Genomic DNA, 21,840 nt, shown 5'->3' on the forward strand with positions numbered 1-21,840 from the left:
CTGTGCCTGCCCTGACAAGGAGAACTGCGGCGTTGCCCCTCAAGTCTTTGTCCTTATAGTCGATTTCCGCAAGGCAAGGCTCGATACGTGTATGCGTTTACTCAAAATAGGGGAAAGACATGCTTGATTATATGCTGATGCCGTTTCGGCGATATGCTGATTTCAAGGGGCGTTCGCGGCGGATGGAATTCTGGTCGTTCACACTGCTGAACGTAATTGTCTATGCCGTGATCCTGATCCTGGCGATGGCCATGGGCCTTTCTTTCAGCGCCTTCGAGAACCTTGAAAACGGGCAGGCTCCCTCGGCGGCGTTCGGCGGCGGTTTCATGGTGCTGGTGGGCCTTGGCGGCCTCTATGCGCTGGCTACGCTGGTCCCGAACATCGCGGTGGCCGTGCGCCGCCTGCATGACCGCGACATGAGCGGGTGGTGGTATCTCGGCTTCAGCGTTCTGGGCATGATCCCGCTCGTCGGCTGGATCGCCAGCATCGCTTTCCTGGTGATCCTGTTCCTGCCCGGTACGCCCGGCCACAACCGCTTCGGCCCCGACCCCAAAGACCCGAGCGGCGCGGAAGTGTTCGCCTAAAGCTCTCTGAGCGCCCGTGCCGGTTTCGCCCGCAGCAGCGGTAGCGAGCCGGCCAGCGCAAAGCCCAGGATCAGCACCAGACCGGCCCCCAGTACCGCAAGAATACGGAGCCAGTCTGGCAGCCAGATAAATTCGAACAGCTTCACGATCACCGCCCAGGCCATCGCGCTGCCTGCGGCGAGCGCCACGACCGCAAGAACGGCGGCGATGAGCCCGTATTCCGCCATCTGCAGCACCAGCAACTGACGCCGGCTGGCACCCAGCACGCGCAGGATCACGGTGTCGTAGGTCCGGCTGGCGCGCGCGGCGGCAATGGCGCCCAGCAGCACCGCCAGCCCCGACAGCACCGCTACCGACGCCGCCGCAAGGATCGCCGCCGACATCTGATCGAGCAGCGCGCGCGCATCGCGCAGCAAGCTGCCGGTCTCGATCACCGAACTCGACGGGAAGGCACGAACCAGTTTCGGCAACAGGCCGGTGGTCGCGGTGCCGGGCGGTACTTCGATGGTGGCGGCAAGGTTGTGCGGCGCGTCGGCCAGCGCATTGGGCGAGAAGACCAGCACGTAGTTGAAGCCCAGCGTATCCCAGTCGATCCGGCGCAGTGCGGCGATGCGGGCGGTCTTTTCGACGCCGAGCACGTTCACCGTGATATAGTCGCCCACCCTGAGGCCGATCGCCTCGGCCAGCTTTTCGTCGAGCGAAACCTGCGGCTCGCCGCGGTAGATCGCGGACCACCATCGGCCGGAGGTGACGGTGCTGCCCTGGGGTACGCCGACCGAGTAAGTGAGGCCGCGTTCGCCCTTCAGTGCCCAGGCGCCGTCGGGCAAATCCTTGCCCAGGCTCGACACCTTGGTCATGTGGCCTTTGGGGCCATAGGCCAGGATGCGACCGCGCAAGTTGGGCACCAGGTTGAGCCTGGCTCCGGGAACAGTCTGCGTCACCGCAGTGCGAAATTCGCCGGCCTTGTCCTTCGGCACGTCGAGCACAAAGAAGTCGGGCGCGCGGTCGGGCACCGTGCGGCGGATGTTGGCGTCGAGGCTGGTCTGTACGCCTGCGATCAGCACGAAGGCGGAGAGGCCGAACCCCAGCGCCGTGACCAGTGCGCCGGTCTGGGCGCCGGGGCGGTGCAGGTTGGCAAGGCCGGCTCGCAGCATGGGCGCACGCGGCCGGGGCAGGCGGGCGGCAAGGCGGCGGATGCCGGTGCCGATCAGCGCCAGCAGGCCCAGCATCGCTGCCGATCCGCCAAGGAAGCCCAGCGTCACCAACGGCTGCGCGGCATTGGCCAGCGCGAGGACCACGATCGCGGCAAGGCCAAGGCCGACCGGCAGGGCCAGCGCCTTGCGGTCCGAGCGCAGCGGCATCACGCCCGCGCGCATTAGCGCCATGGCCGGATAGCCGCGCGCCCGCACCAGCGGCGGCGCAGCGAAGATCAGCGCGACGAGCAATCCGTAGGCCGCCGCCGTCGCCAGCGCAGCGGGGGAAACGGTGAAGCCGGTGTCGACAGGCAGCAGGCTTTGTAGCGCAGAGGCCAGCATCGGCGTCACCAGCACCCCGGCGGCCAGCCCTGCCACGCTTCCCGCCAGCGCGGCCGCGCCGACCTGAAGCAGGTAGATGCGCGCGATGTCGCCGCTCGTCGCACCCAGAACCTTGAGCGTCGCGATCGAGCTGCGCCGGGCTTCCAGATAGGAGGATACGCCCCCGCCGATGCCGATCCCGGCGATCACCAGCGCGGCCAGCCCGACCAGCACGAGAAATTCCCCCATGCGGCTGACGAAGCGTTCGGTCGAAGGTGAAGCGGCCTTGCGGGTGCGCGCGTCGAAGGCACTTTCGCCGAAGCGAGCCTTGAGGGCATCGACGACTGGCTCGGGATCGCGCAGGCTGTCGGCGAAGCGTACACGAACTGCGCTGCGATACATCGCCCCCGGCGCGGTGAGCCCGGCCTTGGCGGGAAGGTCCAGCGGGGCGATGGCGACGTCGCCCAGCGCAAAGCCTTCGCTCATTTGCTCGGGGTCGGCCGTAATGATGCCGCCGACGGTGACCGGCACGCCGCCAAGGTCGATGCGCGTGCCCTTGGCGGCGCCCAGTCGGGCCGCGGTGCCCTTGGCGATCCATACCGTTCCGGGCGGCGGCGCGCCGACCTTGCGGCCGTCCACCAGTTCCAGCTTGCCATAAAGCGGCCATCCGCCGTCGACCGCTTTCAGGGCGACGGGCGCGGTGGCATCGCCCCGGCTGGCGATGGCTTGCATCCGGTAACCGCGCGACACTTTGCCCAGCCTGGCAAGCGCTCCGAGTTCGTCTGCGGAAAGGTCGCGCTGCCAGATCCTGAGTTCGACGTCGCCGCCCAAGATCTCACGCCCGCGTGATCCCAGTTCGCTTTCGATCGAGCCGGTCAGCGTTCCGATCGCGGCGATCGCGCCCACGCCCAGAAACAGGCAGACAAGGAGGAGCCGCAGGCCCTTGAAACGGGCGGACAGGTCGCGCCGCGCGATGGTCCACGCCATGCGCCAGGGCAGGGCGGTGTCAGGCAAGCGTATCGCTCGCGATGTTCGTTGCGAGCGTATCGCTTGCGATGTCCGTTGCAAGCGTGTCGCTTGCGATCATGCCGTCCGCCAGCGTCACCACGCGCTCACACTGGCGGGCGAGGTTTTCGTCGTGCGTGATGATGAGCAGGGTCGCGCCGGCTTCGGCGCGGCGAGCGAACAGGAGTTCGACGATCGCGGCGCCGGTGGCGGCATCGAGGTTGCCGGTCGGCTCGTCGGCGAAGACGAGCGCCGGGCGCGGGGCCAGCGCGCGGGCAATGGCCACGCGCTGCTGCTCTCCGCCCGAAAGCTGTGCGGGATAGTGCGAAAGGCGGTGGCCAAGGCCCACTGCGACCAGTTCCGCCTCGGCCCGTTCCCGCGCACCGGGCATTCCGGCCAGTTCCATGGGCGTGGCCACGTTTTCCAGTGCGGTCATCGTCGGCAGCAGATGGAACGCCTGTAGCACCACGCCGATGCGCCCGCGCCGTGCCCGCGCCAGATCGTCCTCGCTCATTCCGGCGAAGTCCTCGCCCGCGACCTGCAATGTGCCTGAACTGGCGCGCTCCAGCCCGCACAGCACCGCCATGAGCGACGACTTGCCCGAGCCCGAGGGCCCCAGCAGCGCCAGCGTCTGTCCTTGCGGTACGACAAGGTCGATGCCCTTGAGAATCTCCACCGCGCTCTCGCCCGAGCCCAGCGTCAGGCGCAGGTCAGTGGCAAGTATCGTCGGATTTGATTGCGTTTCGGGGCGGGCGAGGGAGTGGGCAGGGCTTGTCACGATCCCCATATGGGATAGCACCATGCGGTCCGACAAGTCGGGCCCCAAAAGGAGTTTGCCTTGCGCTTCGTTTCCCTTGCTCTCCTTGCCGCCTCAACTCTGGCCGTGACTGCCTGCGACAAGGCCCCGGCACCTGCCCCTACCGCCAGCGAAAGCGTTCTGGATACACCGCCGCAGATCCCGGTCATGGGGCCGGAGCGCGCGGTCCTGGCTTTCGGCGATTCGCTGCTGGCGGGCTACGGTCTGGAGGACGGCGAAAGCTATCCCGACCGGATGGAACAGGCCTTGCGCGCGCGCGGGGTGAACGCGAAGATCGCCAATGCCGGGGTTTCCGGTGACACTACCGCGGCGGGCCTGCAGCGGCTTGACTTCACCTTGAAAAGCCAGCCGGTGAAGCCCGAACTGGTAATCATCAGCCTGGGCGGCAATGACATGCTGCGCTCGCTCCCTCCGGCGCAGACGCGCACGAACATGGAGGCGATCCTCAAGCGGCTGAAGGAGGAGAAAATCCCGGTCGTGCTGCTGGGGATGCTGGCAGCGCCCAATCTGGGGCGTGATTATGCGCAGGGCTTCAACCCGATCTATCCGCAACTGGCCGAGAAATACGGCGCGGTGCTGGTGCCGTTCTTCCTCCAGCCGGTGATCGACAAGCCGGACCTTCTTCAGGGCGACCACGTACATCCCACGGCGATCGGTATCGACGCGATCGTCGCCGCGACAGTGGATGATGTGAAGGATGCGCTGCCGAAGAAGTCGGGGGCTTGAGGGAAGTTTAGCTTACCCGCCGCACCGCACCGCCGCTGACTTCCCAGACGGCGGCTTCCCCAGCGATGGCCTCGAACGGCGCTATCTCGGTTCCGGTCAGCCATACCTGCGCGCTGCCCGTGCGCAGGCGCTCGAACAGGGCCTCGCGGCGCAGGGGATCGAGATGGGCAGCCACTTCGTCCAGCAACAGCAGGCGGGGGCGAGCCTCGCCATACCCTTCCAGCAGCTGCGAATGCGCCAGGACGATAGCGATCAGCATCGCCTTCTGTTCTCCAGTGGAACAATCGGCTGCCGGCTGGCCCTTGCCTGCCATGGTCACGGCCAGTTCGTCGCGGTGGGGGCCGGTGAGGGTGCGCTGCGCCGCGCGTTCGCGCGGGCGCCCTTCGCGCAGCGCCGCCGCCAGCCCTTCGGCATCGAGCGGGCCGCCGGGCTGATAAGCCAGCGCCGGGCGCGCAAAAGGTGCCTCGGGAAGGGCGACCAGCGCCTCGTCAAGCCGGGCGACGAGGTCCGCGCGCGCGGCAGCGACCAGCGCGCCGGCCTCGGCGATCTGCAATTCGATGGCATCGAGCCAGCGCGGATCGGGCGCACGATCTTCGGAAAGCAGGCGATTGCGTTCGCGAAGCGCCGTTTCCACGCGCACGGTATTTCCGGCATGACCGGGGGCCAGGGCCAGCACCAGCCGGTCGAGGAACCGCCGCCGCGCGCCTGCGCCTTCCACGAAAAGCCGGTCCATCGCCGGGGTCAACCAGCCGATCGACAGCCACTCGGCGAGGCTGAGCGCCGAGCTTTGCGCGCCGTTGACCTGCACCAGCCGCCGTCCGGGCCGCTCTGCCGCGATTCCGGTGCCCAGCCGCACGGGGTCGCCGCCCGGCGCGGCCAGTTCCGCGCTCACCGCAAAGCCGCCGTCGCCCGCTTGCCCAGGCATGTCGGCCAACTGGGCGCGGCGCAGGCCCCGGCCGGGCGCCAGCAGGCTGATAGCCTCCAGCACATTGGTCTTGCCCGCGCCGTTTTCACCCACCAGCAGGTTGAACTGCGCCGTGCCTTCCACCGCAGTCTCGCGGTGGTTGCGGAAACGGGACAGGAGAATGCGGTCAAGGCTCATCGCGTGGCTGACTAGCCGTACTTCACCGTCAATGCGAGCGGCGACGGATCAAACGGCCCGTGTCTTGGCGAAAGGCGAGAAATCGACGTTCTCGTCGAACACCTCCACGCCTTCGCGCGCCTTGAGCCAGCCGACGGCGGCGTAAGTCACGGGCGTCAGCACCGCTTCCCAGGCGACCTTCATCGCCCAGTTGGTGACCATCACGGTCAGGACCTGCGCGGTGGTCCAGGTGCCAAGGAAGGCGATGGGGTAGAACAGCGCGCTGTCGATCGCCTGGCCGAACACCGTCGAACCGATGGTGCGGGTCCACAAGTGCTTGCCGCCGGTCATCAGCTTCATCTTGGCGAGGACGAAGGAATTGACGAATTCACCCGCCCAGAACGCGGTGACCGAGGCAAGCACGATGCGCCAGGTAGATCCGAACACGGCCTCGTAGGCGGACTGTCCGTCCCAGCCATCGGCGGGCGGCATGGCGACGACGGTGAAGCTCATGAAGGCCATGAACACCAGCGCAAAGAAGCCCGCCCACACGCAGCGTCGCGCATTGGCATAGCCATAGACCTCGGTCAGCACGTCGCCGATGACGTAGCTGACGGGGAAGAACAGGATGCCCGCGCCGAAGGTGACCCCGCCCAGCGAAGCCAGCTTGGACGCGCCGATCAGGTTGGACAGCAGCAGGATCGCCACGAAGGCGACCATGACATAATCGAAATAGCGAAAGTGCCGCCGGGCGCCTGCGCTGCCGTCGATTCGGGAAAGGTTGGCCGAAGGGGCGGGGCGTTCGTCCGGGCTGGCGTTCATGGCCTGTGCGTAACCTGCCTTTTCGACCGCGCAAAGCACAAGTTTGGGTCAGTGTCCCGGTTTGCCAAGCGACGCTTCCGCGCTATGGGGAACTCGCGCGCGCCCGTAGCTCAGCTGGATAGAGCACGAGCCTTCTAAGCTTGGGGTCACAGGTTCGAACCCTGTCGGGCGCGCCAATTTTCTGCAGCCTCAACCGTTGGCACGGGGGTTCCCTCGCCTGGCGATCTTCGCGCAAGCCGGGGATATGCGGTTTGGCCTCACGAACCCTGGGGGTTCGAAATCGGGCTCAACGCTGGCGATGTTTTTGGGGGAGTGGTTCGAATTTGCTTCGAACGGCGGGCTGTGTCGGCCCGCAACTCGGCGCAGCGGCGCCGAAAGTCGCAGGACCCGGTCCGGCCTTGGGCACGGACCGGGTCCCGACGAAGATTACATTGCTTCCGAAGCAGCCTCGGTCGGCGCGTCGGTGGCATCGCCAACCACTACGTCGTCCGATGCGCCGGTGGCGGTTTCGGTTGCCGCAGGAGCAGGCTCGCCGCCGCAAGCCGAGAGAGCCAGAACAGCAGCCGAGGCGAACGCGGCGAGAGCAATCTTCTTCATAGGTATTCCTTTGCGATGTCTGGTGCACAAGCCGCCGCTATCGAACAGGCCTGCGCTGGTGCCCATTTGCTGGACTTGGCGCCTCAGCGCAATGCACTTTGCTGCATTGCATTAAAACTCCTTGGTTTCTGCACAGATGTCGCAAGGGTTGCCGGAACGGTCGTCTTGCCGCCCGGATGCGAACTTTCGGGGGCTGCAATCGCTTGCCCTGCGCAGCAAAAGTGCGCAAAGACCCGCGTCTTGCCATGCCGGCTGTCCAGGTTCGGCCTTTCGGGAGAGACGGGAATGGCCGCGATGATGGATACCGGTAGCAAATCTGGCTCGGAATTCGGCGACGAAGTTCCCGGCGGCCATGTCGACGCACCGGAGCTTCGGTACTTCGTGATGGCGCTGTTCTTCATCTTCGGGGGCATCACCAGCCTCAACGACGTTATCATCCCCAAGCTGAAAGAGCTGTTCACGCTGACCTATACCGAGGCGATGCTGGTGCAGTTCTGCTTCTTCACCGCCTATGCGGTGATCGGCATTCCCGGCGCGATGCTGGTGCGCAAGGTTGGCTACATGCGGGGTGCGGCGGTGGGCCTCGGGATCATGATCCTGGGCTGCCTGGCCTTCATCCCGGCCTCGCAGACGGCGACCTACTGGCTGTTTCTGGCCGCCTACTTCGTGCTGGCGGCGGGCGTGGTGATCGTACAGGTCGTCTCCAATCCGCTCATCAGCCTGCTGGGCAAGCCCGAGACGACCAGTTCGCGCCTTACCTTTGCGCAGGCCTTCAACTCGCTGGGCACCACCATCTTCCCGATCGCCGGTTCGGTGCTGATCCTGGGCAGCCTTGCCTCGGTTTCGGCCAAGGAACTGACCGGCCCCGCACTGGACGCCTATCGCAGCGCCGAAAGCCAGGCCATCGTTCACGGCTACCTCGGCATAGCGGTCGCCCTTGCCCTCGTCGCGGCGGCGGTGTGGATGTTCCGCAATCGCCTCCCGCGCGAACAGCATGACGACAGCGCCGGTGGCGGCGCCGGATTTGCCGGGCTGGACCTGCTGAAGCGCGCGCGTTTCGGTTACGGCGCGCTGTGCATCTTCCTTTACGTCGGCGCGGAAGTCTCGATCGGTTCGCTGGTCGTCAGCTATCTGATGCAAGACCACGTCATGGCGCTGCCCGAGCAGTCTGCCGGCAAGCTGATCGGCGTGTACTGGGGCGGCGCGATGATCGGCCGCTTCATCGGCTCTGCCTTGCTGCGGGTGTTGAACCCGGGGCTGGTGCTGGCGTTCAATACCTGCGCGGCGATCGCGCTGATCGCGGTTTCGGTGACCACCACCGGCCAGGTATCGGGCTATGCATTGCTGGCGGTGGGGCTGATGAACTCGATCATGTTCCCGACGATCTTCAGCCTCGCCTGCGAGAAGCTGGGCACGCGGGCGGCGGATGGCTCGGGCATCATCAATGTCGCGATCTGCGGCGGTGCGATCGTGCCGCTGGCGACCGGAGCGCTGGCCGATGCGACCGGCGGCAACCTGGGTATCGCACTCGTGCTTCCGGCGCTGTGCTATGCGGTGATCGCCGGGTTCGGTATCTTCGCGCGTAAGCCAGCGGCGGCCTGATCTGCGGAATATGCGGCGCGGTTAAGCGATGTTAAATAGAATCGGCCTAGACATCACTTCATGACCCGCCGCATCCTCCCTCGACGTTCGCAGCGACGCTTCGTCGCGCTGGCCGTCCAGTGCCGCACGCAAAGCGGCTTGCGCGATGACGGCGAGATTTCCGACATCTCCACCGAAGGCTGCTGCCTGAGGATGCGCGGTCTTTATTTCCGGGTCGGCTCCCGGCTCATCATCCGCCCGAAAGGGTTGGAGGGAATGCCAGGCGTGGTGCGTTGGGTCAGCGGGGATCTTGCCGGGGTCGAATTCGACCGGCCGATCTACGGCCCGGTGCTGGACCATCTCGCCCGGGCGCATGCGGTTCCGCAGCAGGCCTGACTGCTTCAGCTTCACCTCAACCCGCTCTAATCCTTGACGGCCAACGCCGCAGGTGATGGAACGGCGTCCGTGAACGATAGCCCCACCGAATCCGAAACCAACGCACAGGCCCGGGCCGAAGCGAAGGCCGATGTCCGTGCCGCCGAGGCTGCGGCGATCCGGCGGCGCTGGGTCACGCTGGGCGAAGTGCTGGCGGTGATTGCCGTCGTCATTTCCGGCCTCACCTTGTGGAACAACTGGAGCCAGCGCAGCGACAGCGAGGCGGTGAAGACTGCCGAAGCGCAGCAGGCCTCCGCCCGCGCGGCGACGCTGGTGCTGATGGCGACAGGGTCCGGCGACCGGGAGTTGATCCTGAGACCTGCCGCAGCCGAGCAGTCCGTGCAAAGCCAGGAAGTATCCTTCCCCAGCGCATTGGGCGTGCCCCCCGCGCAAACCACGGGAGAGCCGCGGATCGAGGCGGCATGGTTCGAACGGGCGCTAAAGAAGGCCCGCGATACGGCCCGCTTGCCCGACGAAAGCCGCGGCGACGAGCGGTTGCCGGTGCTTGTTACCACGCGCTTTCTGGTCTCAGGCGAATCGCATGAAGATGTTGCGCTCTACGACGTCGGATACAGCATTTCAGGCCGTTGGCTCGGCGGGCACAGCGTCACCCTGCGCGGTGTCTCGCTGGTGTCGCGGGTGAAGCGCGCCAGCGGGCAGGCAAAGCTGGACGCCCGCTGGAACGCACTGCTTCCCGCGAAAACTGCGGGCCACAAGTGAAGGCCTAGCCGCGCCGCGCCGTCGCCTTGAGCTGACCTCGCACCGGATAACCGTGGCCTTCCGCAATGACGAGCCATTCGCCGTCTTCACGCTCCTCGATGCTGGGGTGAATCCGGGCGACCGGATGTGCCGCGATATCGGCCAGCGCCTCGGCGTGGCTGGCGTATTGCGCCAAGCGCTCCAGATTGCGCCGGGTCGGAAAGATCACCGAGATGTCGCCGCTGTCGGCCATATCCAGCGCCTCGGCGGCGCTGGTCCAGAACAGGCGGCTGTTTTCAGTGGCATCGACGGTGATGTCGACTGCTCCTGTGCCAAGGTCCGTGACGAAGAAGCGGGTGTCGAAGGCCTTGTCCCATAAAGGGCACCAGTGGGCGAAGAAGGTGAGGGCGCCCGGTTCCAGTTCCCAGCCGAACCGTGCCAGCACGGTGTCGAGGCGTCCGTCCTCCAGCAGCAGGGCGCGCGCCTGTGCCGCTTCCTGCGCGCCAACGGGCTGGCGGGTGGCGATCATCAGGCCGGTCTCTTCCAGCGTCTCGCGGATCGCGGCGATGCGGGCGGCGGCGATTTCCTCAGCCTCGTCCGGCAGAAGTCGGCGGGCGAGTTCACGGTCGGCGGGATCGACGCGGCCGCCGGGGAACACCGCTGCTCCCCCGGCGAAGCGCATCTCTTTCGCGCGCTGGACCATCAGCACGTCCGGAGCGCCGCCAGTGGCGGAGTGGCGGAAGATCACCACGGTTGCGGCGGGGACGACGGCGGGGCCCCCTGGGGGGATCGGCTGGTCGGAAGGCGTGCTGGACATATACCGGGTGTTGCCCGCGAGAAGGCGGGCGGCAAGGGGAAATTGCTTCGCCCGGCGGGAACATGTGTCGGCCTGCTTTACACTTCACCGTAAGGCTCCGCAGCGCGTCGGCGCGGAAATGGCCAATTTGCGCCGATTATTGAAAATGGCACGCCTTGTGCTTATAGTTGAGTACCCCGAGAAGCAGTCTCGATAGAGGCGGGGCCGATCAGTCTCACGGCCCCGCCTCCCCGAGAAGCTCTCCTCCCCCACATCGCCGAAATGCCTCGCCGCCATGAAGATGGACTGCCGTTTGCCGCGCCGTCAGGCGAAGGACAGCGTAGCTCCGATGCACGAAAGCCCGGGCGTTTCCACCCGGGCTTTTCAGTATTTGGCCCGATATCCGGCCATACCGGGGAGATCAGCCCTGCGCGGCGATCCCGGATTCGGTGATGAGCTGGTGCAGTTCGCCGGCCTCGTACATTTCCATCATGATGTCGCTGCCGCCGACGAATTCGCCCTTGATGTAGAGCTGCGGGATCGTCGGCCACTCGGAGTAGCCCTTGATGCCCTGGCGGATTTCCATGTCCTGCAGCACGTCCACGGTCTCGTAAGGGACCGCGAGATGTTCCAGGATCGCGATCGCGCGGCTGGAGAAGCCGCACTGCGGGAACAGCGGCGTTCCCTTCATGAACAGGACGATGTCGTTGCTGTTTACGATTTCGCCGATGCGGGCGTTGACGTCGGACATTTCAATGGAACCCTTAGTGTGTATGCGACGTCAGTTGGGGACGGCGGTGGTCAGTTGCAAGGCGTGGAGCACGCCGCCCATGCGTCCGCCCAGCGCTTCGTAGACCAGCTTGTGCTGGGCCACGCGGGGCTTGCCGGCAAAGGCGGAGGACACGACATGCGCGGAGTAGTGGTCGCCGTCGCCGGCGAGATCGGTGATCGTCACCTCTGCATCCGGCAGCGCGCCGCGGATGAGGGTTTCGATTTCTTCGGAAGACATTGCCATCGTAAAATTCCTTAGCCCAGAAACGCGCGGCGGGCTTCGACCTGCTTGGCCTCCAGCGCAGCACGGATTTCGCCTTCGCTGGTGTCGACACCGGCGGCGGTGATATCGCCCAGCAGCTTGCGGATCACGTCCTCGTCACCGGCTTCCTCGAAGTCGGCCTGGACGACGGCCTTGGCATAGGCGTCGGTTTCGGCAGGCGAAAGCTTCATACGCTCGGCCGCCCATTCGCCGAGAAGGCGGTTGCGGCGGGCCTGGATGCGGAACGCGGTATCGGCGTCGTGCGCGAACTTGGCTTCTTCGGCGCGCTCGCGATCCTGGAAACTGGTCATCGGACAACCTCGAATGATAGCGCCTTGCATATGCAGGGCGCGCTGCTTTGACCTTAGCCGATAGGGCGGGGAGGGTTCGGGTTCAATCCCGATTCGTCAGCGAGCGGCTCAGGGATGGAACAGCGGCGAATGCGGCACGCGGCGCGGCGGTATCCGACCGGTGGATAGGGGCAGGATGACAGATGGCGCTTTGCAGTGATTGGGAATGGATTGGGCCCAACAAAATAGGGGGAACTGCATGCCAAGCCTGCCACGCCTGCCGGATATGATCCGGCCCGACCGCCGCGATGCCCTGAAGCTGGGACTGGGACTGGCGGCATCGGCCGCCGTAGCGCCGGGAGTATCGGCAAGGGCGGCGCGCCGCACGCTGGACCCGGCCAATCCCGCCGACGCCGTGCAGATATATCGCAAGCTGCGCTACCGCACCGACGATGGCCTGATCTATTCGTGGATCAAGGGGCCGTACATGGCGGCGATCGGCGGCGACCTGATCCCGCTTTACGCGATCAACCTGGGCGCGATCCAGCGCGTCACCCTCAATCCCGATGGCGGTTTCGACCTGATCGACCTGGAGATCAGTTTCCGCGTCGACGTGGACACGGGCAAGCGCCTGACCCACATGCGCAATCCGCTGACCGGCGAGACGGTGCGCGTCGGCGGTCGGGGACCGGTGCCCACGCACGTCAAGGTGGGGCCGGACAATGAGGTTCACATTCCCGACGCCCCCGGCGCGCCGCGCTACGAGCATGTTCACTTCGGCGCTACGCCGCTGATGCTGGGGCGTGACGAGATCGCGATCCGCGACCGGTCGCACGCGAAGGTGACGGCGCCGGACGGGGGGGTATCCTATCTGAACGAGGTCAGCACGATCACCGCATTGCGCGCGCAGGTGCTGGATTCGGCGACCACGAACGTGCTGTCGCGGGTACAGTCCAACGATGTGCGAAGCTGGCAGGCATGGTTGAACATGGGGGACCGTGCGGGCACCCAGAACCTGTTCGGCAATGGCGGCAAAGTGGCGCGTTTCGCCGATCTTCCGGCGGACTGGCTGGCGATGCTGGAGGAATTCTATCCCGCAGTCGCCGCCGATCCGATCGCGGTTCTGGACGGCAAGGTCGTGGTCAAGCCCTGACCCTTAGCAGCCGGGAGACGGGCGCGGTGCCCGGCTCCCGGTGATCTATCAGGCGGCGATCGATCAGGCCGCGGTGCTCAGGGTATTCGCCAGGAAGGGTAGGCCTTCGCGCGCCTTGCTCTCGTAAGCCGAAATCGCGTCGCCCTGGGCCATCGTCAGGCCCACTTCGTCCAGACCGTTCAGCAGGCAGTGCTTGCGGAAGGCGTCGACGTCGAAGGTGAAGCGGTCCTGGAACCGGGTGGTGACGGTCTGCGTATCGAGGTCGATGTCGATGGGCTGGTCCTGCGCCACTTCCATCAGGCGGTCGATCGCCGCCTGCGGCAGGGCCACGGTCAAGATGCCGTTCTTGAACGCATTGCCCGAGAAGATGTCCGAGAAGCTGGGCGCGATCACGCAGGTGATGCCCATGTCGAGCAGTGCCCATGCGGCGTGTTCGCGGCTGGAACCGCAGCCGAAGTTGTCGCCCGCGATCAGGATCGGCGCGCCGGCCCAGCGCTCGTCGGTGAAGACGTTGCCTTCTTCCTTCTTCACCGCTTCGAATGCGCCTTGGCCCAGCCCATCACGGGTGACGGTCTTGAGCCAGTGGGCGGGGATGATGACGTCGGTGTCGACGTTCTTGCGGCCGAAGGGGATCGCCTTGCCGGCGACGTGGTTGATCGCCTGCATCAGTCGGTCTCGTTGGGGAAGTGCGGCGCGGTGTTGGTGGCGCCGGGCTTGCCGTCCACTTTCTTGCGGTCGTTGCGGCGCTTCACGAAGAGCAGCGCGGCAGCGATGGCGGCCGAACCGATGGCGGCACCGGCAGCAAGGGCGGCGCGGCCGGCCAGCGAATTGTCGTTGTTGTCGGACATGGAGGCTATCCTATCAGTTTGCCGGTGCGAGATCGCGCACGTCGGTCAGCTTGCCGGTGACGGCAGCGGCAGCGGCCATCGCCGGGCTCATCAGGTGGGTGCGCGCACCCGGACCCTGACGGCCGGTGAAGTTGCGGTTGCTGGTGGATGCGCAGCGCTCACCCGCCGGAACCTTGTCCGGGTTCATGGCGAGGCAGGCCGAGCAGCCCGGCTCGCGCCATTCCAGCCCTGCATCGGTGATGATCTTGTCCAGACCTTCCGCCTCGGCCTGTTCCTTGACCAGGCCCGAGCCGGGGACGACGATCGCCCACTTGACGTTATCGGCCTTGTGGCGGCCCTTCAGCACTTCGGCGGCGGCGCGGATATCTTCGATGCGGCTGTTGGTGCAGCTGCCGATGAAGACGTTCTGCACTTCCACGTCGGTCAGCTTCATGCCGGGGGTGAGGCCCATGTATTCAAGGCTGTGCTTCACCGCATCGCGCTTGGAAGCATCGGCGAAGTCTTCCGGCGCAGGAACCACGCCGCCGATGGCGGATGTGTCTTCCGGGCTGGTGCCCCAGGTGATGGTGGGCTGAATGTCCTCGGCGCGGATGAACACGGACTTGTCGTAAGTCGCGCCTTCGTCGGTCGCCAGGCTCTTCCACCAGGCCACGGCCTTGTCCCATTCCTCGCCCTTGGGGGCATAGGGGCGGCCTTTGACGTATTCGAAGGTGACATCGTCGGGCGCGACGAGGCCAGCGCGGGCGCCGCCCTCGATCGACATGTTGGACACCGTCAGGCGGCCTTCCACGGACATCTCGCGGAAGACGTTGCCGGTATATTCGATGACGTAACCAGTGCCGCCGGCAGTGCCGATCAGGCCGATGATATGCAGGATCACGTCCTTGGGCGTCACGCCGGCGGCCAGCGTACCCTCGACCCGGACCTCGAAGGTCTTCGACTGCTTGAGCAGCAGGGTCTGCGTGGCGAGCACATGCTCCACCTCGCTGGTGCCGATGCCGAACGCCAGCGCGCCCAGACCGCCGTTGCAGGCGGTATGACTGTCACCGCACACGATCGTGGCGCCGGGCAGCGAGAAGCCCTGTTCCGGGCCGACAACATGGACGATGCCCTGTTCGCGGTCGGCATCGCCGATATAGCGGATGCCGAAGGCGGGGGCGTTCTTTTCCAGCAGGTCGAGCTGCTGCGCGCTCTGCAGATCGGCGATGGCGATGCGGTTGCCGTTCGCATCGCGGCGCGCGGTGGTGGGCAGATTGTGGTCCGGCACGGCAAGCGTGAGGTCGGGACGGCGCACCGGGCGGCCGGCGGCGCGTAGGCTTTCGAAAGCCTGCGGGCTCGTCACTTCGTGAACGATATGCCGGTCGATGTAGATGAGGCAGGTGCCGTCGTCGCGTGTGTCGACGACATGGGCGTCCCAGATCTTCTGGTACAGGGTGCGCGGAGTGTTTGTCATGATAAGGCGCGATTAAGCCCGGAACCCGCGAAATTCAAGGGGCAGACCGGTCCGATTGCGGAGTTTGGCGAAACTTTCGTTCAAACAACAGCGATCGTATGATGCATCGTTGCTTGAAAGATGCATTCTATCCGCCACGCGAAACGCGCCCGGACGTATTGCCGGGCGCGCTGGTGGTGGGGGCTTCGCGAATCGTCAAGAGTCGGGGGTTGCCCGCCCGATCAGCGGTGATGGCGATCGTAAGCCGCGGCGCGGCGGTGGACCACATGATGCGAGTCGGCGCGGCGATGGTGCTTCACATGGCGCGGCGGGGTGTGGCGGGCGTGATGCACCGGCCTGTGATAGCGCGCGCGGCGATCGTGATGACCGCGCTGGTCGTAGTAACCGCGCTGATCGTGATGGCGCGGCGCGGCCTCGGCGATGGACGGGGCCAGCGTGGCGGCGCCCAGCAGGACGGCGAGGGCCGGCGCGATGATCTTAGTGAACTTGCCCATTGGGGGATCTCCTGTGAGAATTACAATTGTTGCTGGTTTACAACTGTGACCGGCGGAAAAGGCTGCCCCGGTTTCGGCTTGAATGGATCATGCCGTCCGAGGCGCCTCGCAGTCCGGCTCGATCAGCCGCGGCGGCCGTCATAGTCGCGGCGCTCCATGTGGAGGGCGGTGTAGACCTTGTTGACGCGGTTCTGGAGAGTGCGGGTCTCCTGCGCGCTCAGTCCGCCGCGAGCATAGCTGCTGTAGAGGCGCTGGACGTCGGCGGCATCGCGGCGCAGGCCGGTCGCCTCGCGCTGCGAGATCGTGCGGCGCGCTGCGGCGCGGTCGATCTGGGCGCGCAGGCCAGAGATGTCGGCGCGGATGTTGGCATTGCGGTTCGGGGTGTAGCGGGCCGCTTCGTGGCGCGGTGCGGCCTCGGCGATGGTCGGCGCGATGGCCGAAAGACCGAGAACGGCGACGAGGGCGGGGGCAACGAGCTTGGTGAACTTGCGCATGGGTGGCACTCCTTCTTGAAACCTTGGGGCGGAGGAGGCGGTTGACCTCGCTTCCGATGCATTCAGGTTTAGGTCTTTGAAGCTGAACGCCAGAGATATGACCCGTCGCAAGAAAGTCTGCGATTGTAAGAGAGTGTCGCAAGGTGCGGGTTTGGTGGCGGGGGGCTTCGACAAGCTCAGCCTGAGCGGAATTTAAAGCAGATCCCTAAATCCGCTCAGGCTGAGCTTGTCGAAGCCCCCAGTCAGTCACGAGGGTTTTGCCAGCCAGCGCTTCCCGCTATAAGGCGCGGCATGTCCCTTGCCGCCGTGATCCTGACCGTCCTTGCTTCCGTCGCCGCGATGGAGTTCGTCGCGTGGTCCAGCCACAAGTACATCATGCACGGGTTCGGCTGGGCCTGGCACCGCGACCATCACGAACCCCACGGCAACCTGCTGGAAAAGAACGACCTGTTCGCCCTGTTCGGCGCCGCGATCAGCATCGGCATGTTCGCGTTGGGCTCGCCGCTGGTGATGGGTGTCCATGCCTGGGAGCCGGGGACATGGATCGGGCTGGGCGTGCTGGTCTACGGCGTCATCTATACGCTGGTCCACGACGGGCTGGTCCACCAGCGCTACTTCAGGTGGGTGCCCAAGCGCGGCTACGCCAAGCGGCTGGTCCAGGCGCACAAGCTGCACCATGCGACGATCGGCAAGGAAGGCGGCGTCAGCTTCGGTTTCGTGGTTGCCCGCGATCCCGCGAGCCTGAAGCGCGAACTGCGTGAGCAGCGGGCCAAGGGCATCGCCGTGCTGCGCGAGGCGGTGGACGAACGCTAGGCGATCATCGCGGTGGGAGCCGCGCTACTCCGCCCGGGTCCAGATCCACGTTCCGATCGTCGCCAGCACTGCCACCGGAATCAGCGTCCACCAGCCCCCGGCGGTGAACCACACCGCGACCACGCTCAGGCTCATCGTCAGGATCGCGGCGATCTTACCCTTGCGGCTGACGGCCTTGCGGTCGCGCCATTCACGCAGGTGGTGGCCGTATTTCGGGTGCTGATAGAGCCGCTCCGCCCATTCCGGATGGCTTTTTGAAAAGCACGCGGCGGCCAGGATGTAGAAGATCGTCGTGGGCAGCAGGGGCACGAAGATGCCCAGCGTGCCGATGCCCACCAGGATCACCCCGCCGATAATCCAGAGCGCGCGCCTAGCGCGGTGCATGGGGGGCCTTATGCATAGCGCGCGGCGGTTTCCCGGATCAGCGCGATCATGTTGGGTATGCCCTGCGTGCGGTTCGAGGAAAGCTGGTTCTTCAGGTCGAAGGGGCCAAGCGCCTCGGTGATGTCGGTGGCGGCCACGGCGGCGGCGGGCTTGTCCTGCACGGCGGCGATCACCAGCGCGACGATGCCCTTGGTGATGCCGGCGTTGCTGTCCGCCAGGAAGTGCAGGGTGCCGTCATCGCGCGCGGTGGGATAGACCCACACGCTGGCCGAGCAGCCGCGCACCTTGGTGGCGTCGGTCTTGAGGGCGTCGGGCATGTCGTCCAGCTCGCGCCCCAGTTCGATGAGGAGGCGATAGCGTTCGTCGCCATCGAGGAATTCGTACTCTTCGCGGATATCGTCGAGGCTTCGCATGGGTTTCGCATTTAAGCCGGACGGCCGGCAGGGCAAGGGGAACGTTGCAAGGGAAGGGGCTTCCTGTCAGGGAAATGCGCATGAACGCAGATCGCAGCCACCCCTTCTTTGCGATGCATGAGCACGGCTTCGTGCGCGTCGCCACTTCCACCCCGCGCGTGCGCACGGCCGATGTCGCTTTCAACCGCGATGCGGTGCTGGCAGAGGCGCGGCGGGCGCACGATGCCCATGTCGACCTGCTGGTCTTCCCGGAGCTGTGCCTGTCCTCCTACGCGATCGACGACCTGCATTTGCAGTCCGCGATGATCGAGGCGGTGGAAGCGGCCATCGCCGATGTGGTCAAGGCCAGCGCCGATCTTTCGCCGGTGCTGCTGGTCGGCGCCGCGCTGATGAGCAAGGGGCGGCTGTATAACTGCGCGCTGGCCATCGCCGGGGGGCGGCTGCTGGGCGCGGTGCCCAAATCGTACCTGCCCAATTACCGCGAGTTCTATGAAAAGCGCTGGTTCGCCAGCGGCAAGGCGATTCGCGGCAGCACCATCACCGTGAACGGGCAGGAAGTGCCGTTCGGCGTCGACCTCGTATTCGCCAGTCAGGTGCTCCCGAACTTCCGCTTCTTCGCCGAGATCTGCGAGGATTTCTGGGCGCCCACGCCGCCCTCGTCGCTTGGCGCGATGGCCGGGGCGACGATCCTGTGCAACCTCTCGGCCTCCAACATCGTGATCGGCAAGTCGGATGAGCGCCACATGCTCTGCCGTGCGCAGTCGGCCCGCGCGGTGTCCGCTTATGTCTACTGCGCCGCCGGGCACGGCGAGAGCACCACCGACCTCGCGTGGGACGGGCAGGGCGTCATCTACGAACTGGGCGACCTACTGGCCGAATCGGAGCGCTTCTCGCTGGACCCGCAGCTGTGCGTGGCCGATGTCGACTGCGACCGCATCGTCATGGACCGGGTGCGGGTGCCCACCTTCAACGACGCCGCCGAACTGGCCGGGCTGCCGGAGGAAACCTTCCGCACCGTGCCGTTCCGTCATGCCCCGGCGGGCGGCGATATCGGCCTGACCCGCCCCGTCGGCCGCTTCCCCTTCGTGCCCGCACGCGCCGACAAGCTGGATGCGGACTGCTACGAGGCGTTCAACATCCAGGTCGATGGCCTGATGCGGCGGATCGAATCGACCGGCGCCAAGTCGCTGGTGATCGGCATCTCGGGCGGGCTCGATTCCACCCACGCCCTGATCGTCGCCGCGCACGCCTGCGACCGGCTGGGTCTGCCGCGAACGACGATCCGGGGCTATACCATGCCCGGCTTCGGCACCAGCGACGGCACCAAGGACAACGCCTGGAAGCTGATGAACGCGGTCGGCATCACGGCGGAGGAGATCGACATCCGCCCCGCCGCGACGACGATGCTGAACGACATCGGCCACGATTTCGCGGACGGCAAGCCGGTCTACGACGTGACCTTCGAGAACGTCCAGGCGGGCCTGCGCACCGATTACCTGTTCCGCCTTGCCAGCCAGCATTCGGGCTTCGTGGTCGGCACCGGCGACCTTTCGGAACTGGCGCTGGGCTGGTGCACTTACGGCGTCGGCGATCACATGAGCCACTACGCCGTCAACGCCGGTGTGCCCAAGACGCTGATCCAGTACCTGATCGGCTGGTGCGCGCGCGGCGACCGGTTCAGCGCCTCGACCGAGGAGATCCTGCTGGCGATCCTGGCTACGGAAATCTCGCCCGAACTGGTGCCGGCGGGCGCGGACGGCGCGATCCAGAGCACCGAGGCGAAGATCGGCCCTTACGAGCTGAACGACTTCTTCCTGCACCATGTGATGCGCTTCGGTCAGAAGCCGTCGAAGGTGGCTTTCCTTGCCTGGCATGCCTGGCGCGAGGCCGGGGTGGGCGTGTGGCCCGCCGGTTTCCCGGAAGCCAAGAAGAACGAATACGATCTGGCGACGATCCGCTCGTGGCTGGAGAAGTTCCTGCGGCGCTTCTTTGCCTTCAGCCAGTTCAAGCGTTCCGCGATCCCCAACGGGCCGAAGGTATCCTCGGGCGGCGCGCTGTCCCCGCGCGGAGACTGGCGCGCGCCGTCCGATGCCAGCGCGGCGGTGTGGCTGGCGGAACTGGACGCAAGGGTGCCGTAACAGGCACGGCTTTCCACCCGCCGGCGAGCGCGGGGTAACGCCAGGGAAATTCAGCGGACGGGCTGCGGCCGGCGCTGGGTTTGGTCGCCAGCATCAGGCGACTAGTGCTGGGCCCTGCCTTTTGATCGCGAACGGCTGGTAAGGGGCGTGACCTCGTGGGACTTCCAGCTCGACCCTGCGGTGCGTGGGGGTGAGGGGGCGGGTTCGCACTCTTGCCCCTCTTCCCTGAGGGCACACCCTCAAGTTCATCCACGCATCCGTGATTTGCGGCTTGTCCGGTCCGCACCGGACGCCGGCCGCGCCGGGAACATGGAGTGTCAGCTACACACCCCCGACCCGTCACGCTGCAGCATATAACCTATATGGTTATAAATGTCAAGGACGGGCGCGGGGTGAAGGCGTGTCAGCGCAGCTTTTCGATCTCGCGCGCCAGGTCGTTGCCGTGCTTTTCATCGGTGGCGATGCGTTCGAGGACGATGATGCGCTTGCGCATTTCCTCTACCTCACGCTCCAGTTCATGCTCGCGTGCGGTGTGGTCGTAGCCTTCGGCGCGGGGTCCTCGCTTGTCGCCCAGCGCCTGATAGCGCTGCGCTTTCAGCCAGGTGACGCACCCGATCGCGAAAAGCACGACGACGGCAGTCCAGAAACTCATTGCTTGGTCACCTCAAGTCCGCTCTCGCCGCGCAGCGCCTCGATCTGGAGGGCGATGTCGCGGCCGTTGCCGCCATCCGTAATGATCCTTTCAAGCACGCGCACGCGATTTTCGACATCGTTGTTGTGCGTGGCATATTGCGCGGCCTTTTCGGCGGTGGCGCCCAAGGTGATCTCCAGCTTGCGTTCGAGGAAGGCGAGGCGGCGCTTGTAGACGCCCGCAAAGATCGCGAACATCACGATCATGGCGATGAGGACGGCGCACAGGCCCATGAAATCGCCGGGGCTCATTGCTTGGTCTGCTCCGACATGCGGCCGGTCTCGACCGCCCGCTGGTCGCGCAGCGCCTCGATCTGCAGGGCGGTGTCGTAGCCGCCGTCAGTGATGATGCGTTCCAGCACGCGCACGCGCTCTTCCAACTCGCGGGAGTGCGAGGCGTATTGCGCGGCTTTTTCGGCCGTGGCCTCGATCTGAAGCTCGGCGAGTTTGCGCTGGTGCTTGGTCCAGATCGCGAAGCCGCCCATGATGAACGGAGCGAGCGGTATCAGCACCCAGATTGCGTCTTCCATCGAATGAGTCCCTTGTTGCCCGGAAAAAGGCGCTTAGCGCAAGTTGTCGATCTCAGCCGCGAGGCGCGAGTTGCTGGTGGAATAGTGCGCTTCCATGTCGGCGACCCGGCGGTCCATGTCGGACAGGTCGGTGCGCAGGCGGCTCGAGGGCTCCGAACCGCTCAGGTTCAGGCCCTTGCGGGCACGGCGGCGTTCCATGCGGCGCAGCAGGCGCATTTCTTCCTCTTCGCTGTAGAGCCCCATCGGCCGCTTGTCGGCCACCAGGGCGACCACGATGTAGACCGCGATGACCAGCGGGAACCCGAACAGGAGAAGCAGCACGGCTCCCACGCGCACCCACAGGCTGTCCACGCCGGTGTAATCGGCGATGCCCGAACATACGCCGGCGATCTTGGCATTCGACTTGTCGAGATAGAATTGTCCGCGTGACACTGGTTTTTCCTTTCCCTG

The 21,840-nt window shown here is 65.9% G+C and carries 28 protein-coding genes and 1 tRNA gene; 9 read left to right on the forward strand and 20 right to left on the reverse strand.

Translation table 11 applies throughout. The annotated features are described in order from the left end of the window. Nucleotides 1-119 precede the first annotated feature (119 nt). Nucleotides 120-584, forward strand: coding sequence for a DUF805 domain-containing protein (locus TQ38_RS04150; RefSeq protein ID WP_043972089.1), 465 nt, complete (start codon nt 120-122; stop codon nt 582-584). Here TQ38_RS04150 and TQ38_RS04155 read toward each other — a convergent pair. Next, the gene (locus TQ38_RS04155; RefSeq protein WP_043973321.1) at nt 581-3,085 is read right to left on the reverse strand and encodes an ABC transporter permease; all 2,505 of its coding nucleotides are present in this window, start codon (nt 3,083-3,085) and stop codon (nt 581-583) included. The genes TQ38_RS04150 and TQ38_RS04155 overlap by 4 nt on opposite strands. A 19-nt stretch (nt 3,086-3,104) precedes the next feature. Beyond that, nucleotides 3,105-3,890 carry an ABC transporter ATP-binding protein gene (locus TQ38_RS04160; protein ID WP_043973320.1) on the reverse strand — a complete coding sequence of 262 codons (786 nt, stop codon included), beginning with the start codon at nt 3,888-3,890 and terminating at the stop codon, nt 3,105-3,107. A 51-nt stretch (nt 3,891-3,941) separates the two neighbouring features. Here TQ38_RS04160 and TQ38_RS04165 point away from each other — a divergent pair, with 51 nt between their 5' ends. Then, the gene (locus TQ38_RS04165) at nt 3,942-4,646 is read left to right on the forward strand and encodes an arylesterase (protein WP_043972086.1); all 705 of its coding nucleotides are present in this window, start codon (nt 3,942-3,944) and stop codon (nt 4,644-4,646) included. A gap of 7 nt (nt 4,647-4,653) precedes the next feature. On the opposite strand, the gene recF is transcribed toward TQ38_RS04165, so the two are convergent. Further along, a complete protein-coding gene (recF, locus tag TQ38_RS04170) occupies nt 4,654-5,748 on the reverse strand; it encodes a DNA replication/repair protein RecF (RefSeq protein ID WP_043972084.1) in 1,095 nt (364 codons plus the stop codon). A gap of 48 nt (nt 5,749-5,796) precedes the next feature. After that, a complete protein-coding gene (locus TQ38_RS04175) occupies nt 5,797-6,549 on the reverse strand; it encodes a queuosine precursor transporter (protein WP_043973317.1) in 753 nt (250 codons plus the stop codon). 99 nt (nt 6,550-6,648) lie between these two features. Here TQ38_RS04175 and TQ38_RS04180 point away from each other — a divergent pair. Then, nucleotides 6,649-6,725: transfer RNA gene (locus tag TQ38_RS04180), tRNA-Arg, on the forward strand. Between the two features lie 250 nt (nt 6,726-6,975). On the opposite strand, the gene TQ38_RS30475 is transcribed toward TQ38_RS04180, so the two are convergent. Continuing rightward, on the reverse strand, nt 6,976-7,146 hold the full coding sequence (locus TQ38_RS30475; RefSeq protein WP_169795079.1) for a hypothetical protein: 171 nt from the start codon (nt 7,144-7,146) through the stop codon (nt 6,976-6,978). Nucleotides 7,147-7,443: 297 nt separating this feature from the next. Here TQ38_RS30475 and TQ38_RS04185 point away from each other — a divergent pair, with 297 nt between their 5' ends. The 3 genes from TQ38_RS04185 (at nt 7,444) to TQ38_RS04195 (ending at nt 9,882) form a co-directional block, all read left to right on the forward strand. Then, nucleotides 7,444-8,748 (forward strand): sugar MFS transporter, encoded by a 1,305-nt coding sequence (locus TQ38_RS04185; RefSeq protein ID WP_205316094.1) that lies wholly within the window; start codon nt 7,444-7,446, stop codon nt 8,746-8,748. Between the two features lie 60 nt (nt 8,749-8,808). After that, on the forward strand, nt 8,809-9,123 hold the full coding sequence (locus TQ38_RS04190; RefSeq protein ID WP_043972081.1) for a PilZ domain-containing protein: 315 nt from the start codon (nt 8,809-8,811) through the stop codon (nt 9,121-9,123). 69 nt (nt 9,124-9,192) lie between these two features. After that, nucleotides 9,193-9,882 carry a hypothetical protein gene (locus tag TQ38_RS04195; protein ID WP_043972078.1) on the forward strand — a complete coding sequence of 230 codons (690 nt, stop codon included), beginning with the start codon at nt 9,193-9,195 and terminating at the stop codon, nt 9,880-9,882. 4 nt (nt 9,883-9,886) lie between these two features. Here TQ38_RS04195 and TQ38_RS04200 read toward each other — a convergent pair whose 3' ends face one another. The 4 genes from TQ38_RS04200 to TQ38_RS04215 all read right to left on the reverse strand — a co-directional run bounded on the left by TQ38_RS04200 (nt 9,887) and on the right by TQ38_RS04215 (nt 12,001). Then, nucleotides 9,887-10,678, reverse strand: coding sequence for an NUDIX domain-containing protein (locus TQ38_RS04200; RefSeq protein ID WP_043972077.1), 792 nt, complete (start codon nt 10,676-10,678; stop codon nt 9,887-9,889). Between the two features lie 400 nt (nt 10,679-11,078). Beyond that, entirely contained in the window at nt 11,079-11,408 is a 330-nt protein-coding gene (grxD, locus tag TQ38_RS04205) for a Grx4 family monothiol glutaredoxin (protein ID WP_043972074.1), read from the reverse strand. A 30-nt stretch (nt 11,409-11,438) separates the two neighbouring features. After that, entirely contained in the window at nt 11,439-11,672 is a 234-nt protein-coding gene (locus TQ38_RS04210) for a BolA family protein (RefSeq protein WP_043972072.1), read from the reverse strand. Nucleotides 11,673-11,683: 11 nt separating this feature from the next. Further along, a complete protein-coding gene (locus tag TQ38_RS04215) occupies nt 11,684-12,001 on the reverse strand; it encodes a DUF1476 domain-containing protein (RefSeq protein WP_043972070.1) in 318 nt (105 codons plus the stop codon). A gap of 238 nt (nt 12,002-12,239) precedes the next feature. On the opposite strand from TQ38_RS04215, the gene TQ38_RS04220 reads away from it, so the two are divergent. Beyond that, entirely contained in the window at nt 12,240-13,133 is an 894-nt protein-coding gene (locus tag TQ38_RS04220; protein ID WP_240197942.1) for a DUF1838 domain-containing protein, read from the forward strand. Nucleotides 13,134-13,196: 63 nt separating this feature from the next. Here TQ38_RS04220 and leuD read toward each other — a convergent pair whose 3' ends face one another. The 5 genes from leuD to TQ38_RS04245 form a co-directional block, all read right to left on the reverse strand. Then, nucleotides 13,197-13,799: a 3-isopropylmalate dehydratase small subunit gene (gene leuD / locus TQ38_RS04225; protein ID WP_043972067.1), complete on the reverse strand. Its 603-nt coding sequence runs from the start codon at nt 13,797-13,799 to the stop codon at nt 13,197-13,199. Next, nucleotides 13,799-13,981 carry a hypothetical protein gene (locus TQ38_RS04230; RefSeq protein ID WP_043972065.1) on the reverse strand — a complete coding sequence of 61 codons (183 nt, stop codon included), beginning with the start codon at nt 13,979-13,981 and terminating at the stop codon, nt 13,799-13,801. Before TQ38_RS04230 ends, leuD begins: the two co-directional genes overlap by 1 nt. 13 nt (nt 13,982-13,994) lie before the next feature. After that, nucleotides 13,995-15,434, reverse strand: coding sequence for a 3-isopropylmalate dehydratase large subunit (gene leuC / locus TQ38_RS04235; RefSeq protein ID WP_043972063.1), 1,440 nt, complete (start codon nt 15,432-15,434; stop codon nt 13,995-13,997). Between the two features lie 221 nt (nt 15,435-15,655). Continuing rightward, the gene (locus TQ38_RS04240) at nt 15,656-15,928 is read right to left on the reverse strand and encodes a hypothetical protein (protein WP_043972060.1); all 273 of its coding nucleotides are present in this window, start codon (nt 15,926-15,928) and stop codon (nt 15,656-15,658) included. Nucleotides 15,929-16,050: 122 nt separating this feature from the next. Further along, nucleotides 16,051-16,422, reverse strand: coding sequence for a hypothetical protein (locus tag TQ38_RS04245; protein ID WP_043972058.1), 372 nt, complete (start codon nt 16,420-16,422; stop codon nt 16,051-16,053). A gap of 291 nt (nt 16,423-16,713) precedes the next feature. Between TQ38_RS04245 and TQ38_RS04250 the strand changes: the two genes are divergently transcribed. Beyond that, entirely contained in the window at nt 16,714-17,235 is a 522-nt protein-coding gene (locus TQ38_RS04250) for a sterol desaturase family protein (protein ID WP_043972057.1), read from the forward strand. A gap of 24 nt (nt 17,236-17,259) precedes the next feature. On the opposite strand, the gene TQ38_RS04255 is transcribed toward TQ38_RS04250, so the two are convergent. Both TQ38_RS04255 and TQ38_RS04260 read right to left on the reverse strand, forming a co-directional pair. Further along, entirely contained in the window at nt 17,260-17,619 is a 360-nt protein-coding gene (locus TQ38_RS04255) for a YbaN family protein (protein ID WP_043972056.1), read from the reverse strand. A gap of 8 nt (nt 17,620-17,627) precedes the next feature. Next, a complete protein-coding gene (locus TQ38_RS04260; RefSeq protein ID WP_043972054.1) occupies nt 17,628-18,032 on the reverse strand; it encodes a SufE family protein in 405 nt (134 codons plus the stop codon). An 80-nt stretch (nt 18,033-18,112) separates the two neighbouring features. Between TQ38_RS04260 and TQ38_RS04265 the strand changes: the two genes are divergently transcribed. Continuing rightward, nucleotides 18,113-20,170: an NAD(+) synthase gene (locus TQ38_RS04265; protein ID WP_043972053.1), complete on the forward strand. Its 2,058-nt coding sequence runs from the start codon at nt 18,113-18,115 to the stop codon at nt 20,168-20,170. Between the two features lie 403 nt (nt 20,171-20,573). Here the strand turns inward: TQ38_RS04265 and TQ38_RS04270 are convergent, their stop codons facing one another. From TQ38_RS04270 to TQ38_RS04285, 4 genes are read right to left on the reverse strand one after another with little or no spacing between them, the layout of a single operon-like run. Beyond that, on the reverse strand, nt 20,574-20,822 hold the full coding sequence (locus TQ38_RS04270) for a hypothetical protein (RefSeq protein WP_043972052.1): 249 nt from the start codon (nt 20,820-20,822) through the stop codon (nt 20,574-20,576). After that, nucleotides 20,819-21,112: a hypothetical protein gene (locus TQ38_RS04275; RefSeq protein ID WP_043972051.1), complete on the reverse strand. Its 294-nt coding sequence runs from the start codon at nt 21,110-21,112 to the stop codon at nt 20,819-20,821. Before TQ38_RS04275 ends, TQ38_RS04270 begins: the two co-directional genes overlap by 4 nt. Continuing rightward, nucleotides 21,109-21,390, reverse strand: coding sequence for a hypothetical protein (locus tag TQ38_RS04280; protein ID WP_043972050.1), 282 nt, complete (start codon nt 21,388-21,390; stop codon nt 21,109-21,111). Before TQ38_RS04280 ends, TQ38_RS04275 begins: the two co-directional genes overlap by 4 nt. A 33-nt stretch (nt 21,391-21,423) precedes the next feature. Further along, nucleotides 21,424-21,822: a PspC domain-containing protein gene (locus tag TQ38_RS04285; RefSeq protein ID WP_043972048.1), complete on the reverse strand. Its 399-nt coding sequence runs from the start codon at nt 21,820-21,822 to the stop codon at nt 21,424-21,426. Between the last annotated feature and the right edge of the window lie 18 nt (nt 21,823-21,840).

Origin of the sequence: Novosphingobium sp. P6W, from assembly GCF_000876675.2 — a bacterium.
In the GTDB taxonomy this organism is placed as follows: domain Bacteria; phylum Pseudomonadota; class Alphaproteobacteria; order Sphingomonadales; family Sphingomonadaceae; genus Novosphingobium.